The sequence below is a fragment of the Pseudonocardia sp. 2-7 genome (assembly GCF_056341085.1).
The window spans coordinates 21,430-32,829 of sequence record NZ_CP094508.1 but is presented as its reverse complement, the minus strand read 5'-3'; the positions used below and the strand labels follow the sequence as shown (position 1 = coordinate 32,829).

Annotated in this window: 11 protein-coding genes; 8 read left to right on the top strand and 3 right to left on the bottom strand. The window is 71.0% G+C overall.

Annotation, left to right across the window (positions count from 1 at the left end; all coding sequences use genetic code 11):
- The first annotated feature begins 3 nt into the window (after nucleotides 1–3).
- From MTO91_RS26990 to MTO91_RS26965, 6 genes are all read left to right on the top strand, one after another.
- On the top strand, nucleotides 4–1,509 hold the full coding sequence (locus MTO91_RS26990) for a complex I subunit 4 family protein (RefSeq protein ID WP_179763234.1): 1,506 nt from the start codon (nucleotides 4–6) through the stop codon (nucleotides 1,507–1,509).
- 7 nt (nucleotides 1,510–1,516) lie between these two features.
- Complete coding sequence (locus MTO91_RS26985; protein WP_253066747.1) at nucleotides 1,517–2,920, top strand: NADH-quinone oxidoreductase subunit N; 1,404 nt, start codon at nucleotides 1,517–1,519, stop codon at nucleotides 2,918–2,920.
- A 34-nt stretch (nucleotides 2,921–2,954) separates the two neighbouring features.
- Nucleotides 2,955–3,389: a DUF6153 family protein gene (locus tag MTO91_RS26980; protein WP_374210109.1), complete on the top strand. Its 435-nt coding sequence runs from the start codon at nucleotides 2,955–2,957 to the stop codon at nucleotides 3,387–3,389.
- A gap of 69 nt (nucleotides 3,390–3,458) precedes the next feature.
- On the top strand, nucleotides 3,459–4,097 hold the full coding sequence (locus MTO91_RS26975) for a DUF305 domain-containing protein (protein ID WP_281010830.1): 639 nt from the start codon (nucleotides 3,459–3,461) through the stop codon (nucleotides 4,095–4,097).
- Nucleotides 4,098–4,448: 351 nt separating this feature from the next.
- On the top strand, nucleotides 4,449–4,976 hold the full coding sequence (locus MTO91_RS26970) for a hypothetical protein (RefSeq protein ID WP_179763231.1): 528 nt from the start codon (nucleotides 4,449–4,451) through the stop codon (nucleotides 4,974–4,976).
- Between the two features lie 453 nt (nucleotides 4,977–5,429).
- Nucleotides 5,430–6,104: a hypothetical protein gene (locus tag MTO91_RS26965; protein ID WP_179763230.1), complete on the top strand. Its 675-nt coding sequence runs from the start codon at nucleotides 5,430–5,432 to the stop codon at nucleotides 6,102–6,104.
- Nucleotides 6,105–6,382: 278 nt separating this feature from the next.
- Here MTO91_RS26965 and merB read toward each other — a convergent pair whose 3' ends face one another.
- Nucleotides 6,383–6,931 (bottom strand): organomercurial lyase, encoded by a 549-nt coding sequence (merB, locus tag MTO91_RS26960; RefSeq protein WP_357440408.1) that lies wholly within the window; start codon nucleotides 6,929–6,931, stop codon nucleotides 6,383–6,385.
- Nucleotides 6,932–6,974: 43 nt separating this feature from the next.
- Between merB and MTO91_RS26955 the strand changes: the two genes are divergently transcribed.
- Nucleotides 6,975–8,263 (top strand): IS3 family transposase gene (locus MTO91_RS26955; RefSeq protein ID WP_281010833.1). Its coding sequence is split into 2 segments (ribosomal slippage): nucleotides 6,975–7,329 and nucleotides 7,329–8,263, totalling 1,290 coding nucleotides; the frame shifts between segments, so codons are not numbered across the junction.
- A 223-nt stretch (nucleotides 8,264–8,486) separates the two neighbouring features.
- Entirely contained in the window at nucleotides 8,487–9,377 is an 891-nt protein-coding gene (locus MTO91_RS26950) for a hypothetical protein (RefSeq protein WP_281010834.1), read from the top strand.
- 142 nt (nucleotides 9,378–9,519) lie between these two features.
- Here MTO91_RS26950 and MTO91_RS26945 read toward each other — a convergent pair whose 3' ends face one another.
- Both MTO91_RS26945 and MTO91_RS26940 read right to left on the bottom strand, forming a co-directional pair.
- Nucleotides 9,520–10,272 (bottom strand): hypothetical protein, encoded by a 753-nt coding sequence (locus MTO91_RS26945; RefSeq protein ID WP_281010835.1) that lies wholly within the window; start codon nucleotides 10,270–10,272, stop codon nucleotides 9,520–9,522.
- Nucleotides 10,273–10,453: 181 nt separating this feature from the next.
- Complete coding sequence (locus MTO91_RS26940; RefSeq protein WP_405422021.1) at nucleotides 10,454–11,089, bottom strand: hypothetical protein; 636 nt, start codon at nucleotides 11,087–11,089, stop codon at nucleotides 10,454–10,456.
- Nucleotides 11,090–11,400: the final 311 nt, after the last annotated feature.

The window sequence follows — 11,400 nt, the reverse complement described above, 5'->3', positions numbered from 1 at the left end:
GGAATGCTCTCGCTGATCGTCTTCCTGCCCGCGCTGGTCGCGGTCGCGCTGTGCGCGGTTCCGGCGCGGGCGGGCACGACGGTGTTCGCCAGTGCGTGGCTCGCGGCGGGGCTCGCGCAGCTCGGGCTGATCGCCGTGGTCTGGGCGGGCCTGCCCGCGTCGGGGTACGGCTTCGTCGAGCGCTACGCGTGGATCCCCAGCGCCGGGATCTCCTACCACGTCGGCGTGGACGGGCTGTCGCTGCCGCTGCTGGCGCTGACCGCGGTGCTGTTCACCGCGACCGCGGTCTACACGCTGCGCGGCATCGCCCGCCCGAAGGGCTTCGTGCTCCTGTTCCTGGCGTTGCAGGCGGTCAGCGCGGGCCTGTTCGTCGCGCTCGACCTGATCCTGTTCTTCCTGTTCTTCGACCTGTCGATCGTGTTCATGTACTTCGTGATCGCCGGGTGGGGCACCGGCGCGCCGGCGCGGCGGGCGGCGCTGACGTTCTTCCTCTACACCTTCCTGGGCTCACTCGCGCTGCTGCTCGGGTTCATCCTGCTCGCCCTGGCCGGACCGCAGGTCACCTTCGACATCCCGACCCTGGCAGCGCAGAACCCCCTCGCCGGCGGCGGCGGGTACGCCGGGCTGACCCTGCTGGTGATCGGGATCGGGCTGGCGGTCAAGACCCCGCTGTTCCCGTTCCACACCTGGCTGCCGCCCGCGCACACCGAGGCGCCCGCGGCCGGGTCGGCGATCCTGGCCGCGATCCTGCTCAAGATGGGCACCTACGGCTTCGTCCGGATCGCGATGCCGCTGCTGCCCGCGAGCTGGCGCCAGTTCGCGCTGGTCGCCGTCGTGGCCGGGGTGGTCTCGGTGCTCTGGGGTGCCCTGGTCGCGCTCGCCCAGACCGACCTCAAACGCATGATCGCCTACACCTCGGTCAACCACATGGGCTACGTCCTGCTCGGCCTCGGCGCAGCCGGCCTGATCACCGCCGACGACGAGCAGGCCCGCCAGCTCGCCACCTCGGGCGCGACCTACCAGATGGTCAGCCACGGCCTGATCACCGCGGCGCTGTTCCTGCTCGCCGGGTCGCTGCACGAGCGCGGCCACACCTACGAGATGAGCGCCTACGGTGGGCTCGCGACCCGCACACCGCGCTTCGCCGGGCTGTTCGCCGTCGCCGCGTTCGCCTCACTCGGCCTTCCCGGGTTCTCCGGGTTCATCGCCGAGTTCCAGATCTTCGCCGGAGCGCTGGGCGCCGTCCCGGTCGCGACCGTCGTCGCGGTGACCGGTGTCCTGCTCACCGCCGCGTTGTTCCTGGTCGCCATGGGGCGGATGCTCTCCGGCGATGTCCGCGTCCCGGACGCCCCCGGCACCCCGCGCCCGTTCCCCGACCTCGACGCCCGGGAGCTGCTGGCCATCGGCGCGCTACTGGTCCTGGCGACCGTGCTCGGGCTGCTGCCGCGGGTCCTGCTCGACGTGATCGAACCCGCCGCCCGCACCCTGGGCGACCTGGTGACGCGGTGATTCGGCCGTGACAGTCCACAGTGACCCGTCCGCTCTGATCCCGGAGATCGCGTTGCTGCTCGGCGCGGTCGCCGGGCTGCTGCTCGGTGCCTGGACCCCACGCCGACGCCAGTGGACGATCCGGGTACTGGCCGCACTGGCCTGCACCGTCGGCCTGGCCGCGACCGCCGTCGCCGCGACCCGACCGGTCGACGTGGTGTTCGGGACCTACGTCCTCGACACCGCGACCCACGCCACCCGGGCGATCGTGCTCGTCGCGACGCTGCTGCTGCTCGCCCTGTGCGGCGACACCGTGGCCGGGCACCGCCGCGAGACCGAGTTCGTCGTCCTCGTGCAGCTCGGGGCGCTGGGTTCGATCCTGCTCGGCGGCGCCGCCGATCTGATTTTGCTGTTCGCTGCGTTCCTGCTCGCCAGCGTCCCGCTCTACGCCCTGGCCGGCTGGGCCAAGCAGGGCACCGCACCCGAAGCGGCGCTCAAGTACTACCTCGCCGGCGCGCTCGCCGGGGTCACCACCGTGGCCGGGGTGACCCTGCTGTTCGGCACAGCGGGAGCAACCGGCTACGACGCGGTTGCCGACGGGATCGCCTCCGGACCGGGCGGCGCCGCTGCGGTCGGACTGATCGCCGTGCTGGTCGGGCTGGCGTTCAAGGCTGGAGCGGTTCCCGCCCACTTCTGGGTGCCTGACGTCGCCGACGGCACACCGCCGGCGGTCGCCGCTGTGATCACCACGCTGCCGAAGATCGGCGCCCTGGTCGCCACCTACCGGCTGCTCGACACCGCGGTCCCGGCCGACGTCGTCGACTGGCCTCTGATCATCGCGATCCTGGCTGCGGTGAGCATGACACTCGGCAACCTCGCCGCGTTCGCCCAGACCTCGGTGCTGCGGCTGCTCGGCTACTCGACCATCTCGCAGGTCGGCTACATGCTCATGGCCCTCGCCGTCGCCGGACGCGCCCCGCTGGCGCAGCCGGCGCTGCTGTTCTACCTGGCCGCTTACGCCATCACCAACATCGCCGCGTTCGCCGTCGTCGCCGCCACCGGGCAGCGCACCCTCGCCGGCCACCGGGGACTGTTCCGCCGGGACCCGCCACTCGCGATCGCGCTGGTGGTCGCGCTGCTGGGGTTGGTCGGGACTCCGCCGACCGCGGTGTTCCTCGGCAAGCTCGTCGTGTTCACCGCGACCGTGGACGGGGGGCTGGTCTGGTTGGTCGCGCTCGCCGTGGTCAACACCGTCGCGTCGCTGTTCTACTACCTGCGCTGGATCGCGCCCGCCTTCGGCGAACCGGGCCCCGACCACGAGCGGCCGGTGACCCGGGCTCGTGGCTGGGCGCGTGGGACCGCGCTCGGTGCCGCCGCGCTGTCGCTGCTGCTCGGCCTCGGCGGTGGGGTGGTGTTGAACACCGTTGTGTGAGCCCCCGAAGTCGACATGCTTCACCGTCGGTACCGTGGCCGGGGTGAGTAATCAACGGGTTGAGCTGCGGTTGCTGCTCATCGTGCCCGTGTTGCTCGCGCTGCTGGGCATGCACGCGTTCGTGGCCGCCCCGCCGGGCGAGACCGGGCACGCCGCGACCACGGCCGCCGTCCCGTCGGATGGTGCTGCCGGGATCCCTGCGATCTCCGACCTGACGTTACCCGGCCACGACCCGGCTGACGTGCCCGGCGACCATGGCGCCCGGTCGGATCCGGAGCACGCCTTGCACTTGTGCCTGGCCATCCTGACCTCCCTCGGTGTGCTCCTTCTCGCTGCCGGGCTCCGCCTCGGTGGCCCCATGCTCGGTTCGCTGGTCGCACCCGTCCGGAGCTCACTTCGACGGTGGTCTGTTGCCAGACCGCCACCTATGTCTCGTCGTCTTGCCCAGCTGTGCGTGATGCGGAGCTGATCGGCCCCCAGCGCGGAAGAGCGCTGGATTCCACCAGCTCACGACCGGTCACATGCAAGGGAGTCCACCATGAAGATCAAGAAGATGGCGCTCGCCACGACGGCGGTCACCGCGGCCCTCGCCCTGTCCGCGTGCGGCGGTGGGGAGGCCACCGGCTCGGCCGGCCAGGCACCGCCCGCGCCGACCTCGTCCGCGGCGGGCCAGCAGGTTTCCGCCGATCACAACGAGGCCGACATCGCTTTCGCCCAGGGCATGATCCCGCACCACCGGCAGGCGGTCGACATGGCCAATCTGGCGGCCGACCGTGCCGAGAGCGACCAGGTCAAGCAGCTCGCCACCGCGATCCAGCAGGCGCAGGGTCCCGAGATCCAGCAGCTGCAGGGCTTCCTCGCCGCATGGGGCGCGCCCGAGTCCGGCGGCATGCCGAACATGAGCCAGGAACACAACATGCCCGGGATGGAGCAGAACGGCATGTCCGGGATGTCGGGCATGATGAGTGATCAGCAGATGCAGCAGCTCGAGCAGGCATCCGGTGTCGAGTTCGACCGGATGTGGCTGCAGATGATGATCGCTCACCACGAGGGTGCCGTGCAGATGGCGCAGACGGAGCTGCGCGACGGGCGCAACCCGGAGGCGAAGGCGCTCGCCCAGACGATCATCGATGCCCAGCAGACCGAGATCACTCAGATGCAGGAGATGCTCGGCTAACAGCGCGACTCGGCGGCGGTGCGTCCGTCATCGGCGACGGCCGCCCACCGCCCGACCCATGCGCACGTGCGACGGCGTGATGGGGCCGGTGTGGCTCGGTGCGTCGCCGTACGTTCTGTGGTGCCCACTGGGGCCGCTCAGCGGCGCGGGCCCTCGTCCCGCGCCGTAGCCGGGAACGGCACGGCCGGAACACCACCTCAGGTTGTTCGCGTCGACTTCCCGGCACGGTCTCTCAGCGTTGTCACAGGGCCCAGAGGGAGAGTGGTGGGCATGGCAGCGGTCGCGCAGTCCCGAACGAGGACCGCGTGCGTCGGCGGCGTACCGCAGTCGCGAGGCGCCATGACCTGTGGTGTGATCGCCACGGTCGGGGCGGCACTGGTGGTTGATGTGCTCGCCGGCGAACACCCGATCCACACCCTTGCCCTCGTGGTACTGGTCGGGGCCGTCACCGGGCTGCGCCGGTGGATCGCGCCGCGATTCCGCGGTCTGTTGAGCCTTCTCAACGCGACCATCGTCGCCCAGCCCGCCCTGCATCTCGCGGGCAAGTGGCTGGGGCGCTCGGCTGAAGGATCTGGGCTTGAGTGGCCGGCACCGGCTGGTGTCTGGCACGGCCTCGTTCCGGATGGGGTGACCGGAACCCAGCTCGCCGCCACTGTGCTGATCGTCGCGATGGTCCTGATCTGCGGCGCTGCCGCGGACCTGGTGGTCGGCTACTTGCGAGCGCGATTTCCCCGCCTGGCCCAGCGCAGCCGATCGGTGCGACGCCCCGGCGTGCGCCTGCCCCGGGTGCGCCGACACGGATCGATGCTGCGTTGGTGCGGTTGGAGGTTGCAGTCAGCTCGTCGGGGGCCCCCGGGCGCTGGGGCTCCCGGCTGCTGAGTGCTCTCGCGACGCTCGGTCGCCGCCCGGGGCTCAGTGGCCGGACGGGCTCTGCACCGACTGCGCCTTCGACACCCTCTGAGCAGCGACCACGCGGGAACCGGGTAACGCCGCTCAGAACCGCGGCTACCGGCCGGCATCATCCTTCGCCAGAGTCGAACGGGTCGCGACCCGCACTCCGCAGCCGAGGCTGAGGCACACCTCGACGCCATCGCTGACTGCCTCGCCCCAGCCCATCGCACACGTCGCTGTCGTCCGACCGACTCGCAAATGGCTAGGCCGGACAGCCACGACCCCACCTGAGATCACGGGCCACGTCGCAACGGTCGCCGGTATCGGCAGCCACGAGGCCGTCGCGGATCACCGCCTGCCTCTCAACCTTCGCCCGCTGCTGCCCCATCCTCCTCGGATCCGGCGGCCGCTCGCGGGTATCGACATCATGGAGCAGCATTCATGCACGACGACTCTGACCGCTTCCGCTGGATACGAGACACCGTGCTCTCGGTCCTGCGGAGCGATTCACTGCTGAACGGACAAGGTCGCCGGCAGGTTCTCAGCCGGGCAGGTCGCACATCGACGCCCCAGACGACGTCACTGCTGGTGACCTGGACCGGTGCTCCCGGCTTCAGTCCCGACATGCTTCTCGACCGGTTCCTCCTCAGCCTCCACGACACCGGCATGCCAACCGGCTCCCTCGGGTCCCGACATGTCCTCGACCACGCCACCGCCGTCCTCCGCGGCGCGGCGCTCACCGCGGACAACGGCATCACCTTCTCCGTGGTTCGCACGGGCCGCTGGCTGGAGCAGTCCGCCGTCGTCGAGCACGGCCTCGAGCTCGTCGCGTTCGACGCTCGAGTGCCGCGCGCGGAACTCGACGGCCGGCTGCCAGCCGAGAGAGGCGTCCCTGCCACGCCAGGCTCGACTGCCAGTACTGGAACCGAGCCGGCCCATCTCCGCTCGGCTGACCAGTCCGCACCGGTCAGGGACGAGGTCACGCCACGCGAGCCCGTTGCGCCGTCGGTGTCGAGCAGCACAACTGGACGAGCTGGGTCTGAGCATCGCGCGGCGCGGCTGCTGCGGCGGCGTATCGGCTCTACCAACGCACACGATCCGCGAGGTACATCGTGACCGGAACACAGCGACTCCCGGCCCTGTGCGGAGACGCGCTCGGCCGATGGCGACGGGCTACGGCACGCACCCAGCAGCAACGATCGCGACTCCAGGTTCGCAGGCGCGCAGACGGCCGCATCGTGCGGCCCGTCCGATTCCGCGGCGACACGTACTACCAGGTTCTGCGCGGAGCCGACAAGTCTGGAGCCAACGGGTCTCGGCAATACCCGTGATCGGACCACCGCACCCCTTGTCCGGCGGAGGATCGGGCTTCGACCCGCGCCGCGGGCACAGCATCAGCGACACCACGCCTGTTCAATACCCTGAGGGGGTATGACACTTTGGGGTCCTGCCGTATCTCCTTGGAGATAGGACTGTGTCTCGATCAGCTGCAGTGCGGTGACCCCGCTGTCGGGATCGACGCTGAGCGCCACGAGCTCGCCGCTGCCCGGAGTGGGGGAGACGACCTGCGCGGGGCGGCCCAGCACGGTGGGGAAGATCAGGGTGTCCAGGGCGCACCAGGTGTAGAGCGCCTGGCCAGCGACGGTGAACTGGTGCGGGGTCTCGCGCAGGGTGATGCCGTGCCCGACCACCGCGCCGTGCTCGTCGTACTCGGTGTCCGAGAGCCCGGCCAGTCCGTCGCGGACCTCCCCGGCGCCGCGCCCGGTGGTGTGGGCGAGGTCGTCGACGGTGACCGGATGCCCGCGGGCCAGCTCACGCAGCAGCGCCGGCCACAGCCAGCCCATCGCGTCCCCGGCGGCGCCGGGAGTGGAGCAGATGGTCTCGCTGAGCCGGGTGGCGAGATGCTCGGCGTCGATGGGGTCCTGACCCCGTTCCGTGGACACGTTGATCCCCGCACGGTCGGGGAAAGCGAGATGATGTCTGACCATGGCCCGCAAGAACTACTCCGACGAGTTCCGTCGGCAGGCCGTCGAGTTGTACGAGTCCACGCCCGGGGCGACGGTGAAGGGCATCGCCGCTGACCTGGGGATTGAGCGCACGACGCTGCGCTTGTGGCTCGACCGGCACGGCAGCGGCACCCGCACCACCGCGGACGGCACCACGACCCGAGACCCGCGATCGGGCCGTGACCGGACACCGAACCGCGCGGCGGCCCCGGGCCGCGATGAGACACCCGAGCAGCGCCTGGCCCGTCTCGAGGCCGAGAACAAGGCGTTGCGGGCGGAGAAGACCAAGCTCGAGACCGAGCGGGAGATCCTCCGCCAGGCGGCCAAGTATTTCGCCGGGGAGACGCGCTGGTGACCCGCTTCCAGTTCGTCGCCGACCACCGTGAGACCACCTCCAGGCCCCGTGCGGGCTGGACGGTGAAGCGGCTGTGCGCCCTGCTCGATGTGCGGCGCTCCTCGTTCTACGCCTGGCTCGCGGCTGCGCCCGCGCGGGCGCAACGCGAAGCGGCCGACATCGCCCTGGCCGAGCGGATCCGTGTCGTGCACGAGGGCGACCGCACCTGCGGACGGCCACGGATCACCGCTGAGCTCAACGACGGGGTCGCACCCGAGCAGCGGGTGAACCACAAGCGCGTCGCCCGCGTCATGCGCGAGTACGGCATCACCGGCTACCGCCGACGCCGCCGGGTGCGCACCACCATCCCCGAGCCCGCCCAGAGCCCGGTGCCCGACCTGCTCGGACGTGACTTCACCGCCGCCGCCCCGAACACCGTCTACGTCGGTGACATCACCTACCTGCCGCTGGCCGACGGGCGCAATCTCTACCTGGCCACCGTGATCGACTGCTACTCCCGGCGGCTGGCCGGGTGGGCCTTGGCCGACCACATGCGCACCGAGCTCGTCGCCGACGCTCTGCGCGCAGCGTCCGCGGACCGCGCAAGCCTTGCCGGGGCGATCTTCCACTCCGACCACGGCTCGACCTACACCAGCCGCGCCTACGCCGAGCTCTGTGACCGGCTCGGCGTCCGCCAGTCCATGGGCGCGGTCGGGTCCAGCGCCGACAACGCCCTGGCCGAGTCGTTCAACGCCACCCTGAAACGGGAAGTGTTGCAGGACAACCCGTTCTGGCCCGACGAAATGACCTGCCGCCGAGAACTGTTCCGATGGATGACCCGCTACAACACCCGACGGCGACACTCCTACTGCCGCTACCAGACCCCGAACAACTACGAGGCGAGCTACGCAACTACCGTCCCAGCAGCCGCGTAATCCACCCCGTGTCCACTATCCGGGGTCAAGGCCCGTCTTCGCCCGGGAGCTCGCCGCGCTGCGTACCGAATCCGACTCGCAGCAGCGCGCAGACCGGATCCGGTGGTTACTCGAGGACGCCTTCGTCGGGTCGGCCGTCGCCGAGGCGTTTACCCGCTCCGGGATTCGACCTCAGTTCGGGCGGGCCCCGGACTCCTGGGGCAGCTCGACCGAGCTGACCTTTTTGGACCGACTGGTCGCCAACCTGGACCAGCTGCGTCTGTTCCACGAGCCGAAGCCCTACTGGCCCCGTCGCGGCGCAACCGCCCGGCTCCAGCTTGACGAGCACCAGGTACGAGACCGGTTCGTCAAGGTGGCCGACCGCCTGCATGGCGTCGGGTTCTTCCAACGCGAGACCGGTGCGCAGGACTGCCCGGATGAACAACCCACAGCCGAGCTGAGCGCCCTGATCGCCGATCGCCTCCACATCGCTGACCTGTGGCCGCTGCTGCCCCACACCTGGGACCAGGACACTTTCTTGGCGCTGATCGAGGTCCTGCACGACCTCGTCGCCCGCCCGCGCGCCCGCTGGTGGCACGACTACGGCAACTGCGGCTGGCACTTCGGGGAGTTCTCCAGCGACACCGGTCGCGCGCTCTACCGGTGGCAGATCAACACCCAGGTCCTCGCCGCCGGCGCACTCGGGCTGCAGCTGGCGGAGACAGGTCCGGATGCCGGCCGGCTCGTGCGTGTCACCGACGACTCCCGGACCGATCTCGTCGAGCGGGTGCTCGCCACTCCGGACGCCGGGGCCGTCGGGCGGGTCGAGCACGCCATCGCTTCATTCCGGGGCCGGACTGCTACCGAGCACGACAAGCGCTCCGCGGTCATCACCCTGGCCGGTCTTCTCGAGGAACGACGAGACCTCATCCGCACCGACCTCGGTCGCAAGGACGAAGGGGCCCTGTTCCAGTTGGCCAACGAGTTCTCCGTCCGTCATCAGCGTCGAGGTCAGCACAGCGACTACGACCCGGCGTTCCTCAACTGGATGTTCTGGTGGTACTTGGCCACCATCGAACTCACCGACCGGATCATCGAGCGTCAGTCCGATCGCGACGGCGCGGCCACACCGTGAACGGCGTCTTCGGTCACAACGCCCCACCAACGTCCCGCCCGACCGTCCCGGTGCCGGGATCGGTGAGCACGGCCGGGACCGCAGCGCGAGCCCGGGCCGCGGCCCCGTCAGGAGTGTCACCCAGCGTGCGCCACCGACCTTCCTAGTCGTCGCCGCTACCGGTGGGCGAGGCGTCCTTGGAGCGCGAGTCATGCCGGGCTCCCTCCGCTGGGCTGGGCGGGGTGGGCGGCGACTTGTCTCGGTGTGCGTGCGGGGTGGCCCGCACCGCCATGTCGTCGTTACGGGCCTGGATGAGCCAGGGCGCCCAGTCCTGGGTACGCAACGGTTCGGCGTTCTCGACCCGGTCGCAGCGATGCTCACTGGTGGAGCAGTAGCCGGCGCGGGCGGCGTGTTTGGTGTCGATCATGGCGTAGGCGGTCGGGACCCAACGGGTGTGCCAGTCCGCGACCAGGACCGGGGAGCCTTCGGGGCCGTAGGCATGGACGTGGGTCTGGTGGAGCCAGGACAGGGTTTCGCGGCCCCAGTGGTGCATGGGCCAGCAAGGCGGGATCTGGCGGCAGGTCGGGGCGAGAGTAGGGATGGCGATGGTGTCCATCCAGCGGGCCAGCTCGTCCCACGCGGCTGCAGCTTCCTGGGCGGACAGTCGTGCCCACACCACTGGCCCGGCCCCGTTGCGGTCGGGCGGGCCTGGGGCAGTCGCGGCCGCGAGTTCGTCGATCTGGGGTGCGAGCTCTGCCAGGACCGCGGCCTGCTCCCGGCTGTATTGATCGAGCTCGCCGAGTCTGCGCTCGGTGTAGGAGTGGCGTTCGTCGTGAGCGCGCAGTGTGGCGCGCAGTGCGGTCACCGCTTCGCGCAGCTCCTCGATCCGAGGATCACCCGCCTGCGGGCCGGTCATGACCGTCGCCCTCGGTGCGCGGTGGGGTCCTCGACCGCGGTCCACACCGCCTGGGGCCCGGCCATGGTGATCATGAGGCGCGGGGTGGGGCGAGCGGTGACCGTACTGGGTGCGGTTCTGGTCATGGCTGCCTTCCTGTACTGGGGGTGTGCGAAGAGTGGCCGGCGAGGGCGTAGGGATCTCACGGGTTTCCCTCGAGCAGCGCGATGATCCGGTCGTTGAGCGCGTCGGCGTCGTCGGCGATGCTGTCGAGGAGGGTGAGGACCTGGTCCAGACTGGGTGTTTCTCGCCCCGCGGCCGCCCGGGTGCGCACGGTGGGGACGTCCGGCGGCGAGTCGTGCTCGCCGGGCTGTGATGCGCGGGCGGCGGTGAGTGCGAGCCGGGTACGGATGGTGCGCGCGGTGATGGGGCGGTAGTCGTCGTGCCAGCCGTAGCGGTCGATGGCCGGCAGGAGTGTGGCGGCGGCGCACCACCGCTGGGGGGCCCGGCACTGGTGACGGTGCGGGCCGGTGGCGGTCGGGGCGTGGGCGCGGGTGAGGTCCATGCGGGCCGATCCGCGGCCCAGCCCGTCGAGGACGCCGAGGAGCTCCAGCCAGCGCACGACGGCACACGTCGGGCAGCGCCGCGGGTCGACGTCGACAGGCACCGGCTGTGCCCCGACCCGCACGCCCTCGTCGTCGACGATGACCGCGGCGGGGACCAGCTCCCGCACCCGTGCCTGCGGCAGGTCCAGGACCACGGTGGCGACGACGAGGAAGGCGTCGCGGCGGCCGTGGAGCCCGTGGGGCCAGCCGCGGGTCGCGCAGGCAGCGATCATCTCGCCCGGATCAGGGACGCCCGCGCGAGCAGCCCGCGGCCGCGGAAGCGCGGCGGGCCCGGTCTCGGGGCGAGGGAGTAGATACCCGGTCTGGCGGTGAACGGCGGCGATCGCGCGCACCCGCCGAGCCTGGGTGGCCGGGCGGGCCGGCAGCGCGGCGAAGAACCCGACCAGTGTGGGCACCGTGGTCGGCAGAGCTGGTTGCCCGGTCGCGGCGGCGTAGTCGCAGAACAACGCCCACTCCCGGCCGTAGCCGGCACCGGCGGCGTCCCGGGGCGGTGATGCGGCAGGCGCCGGACTCGCACGATCGG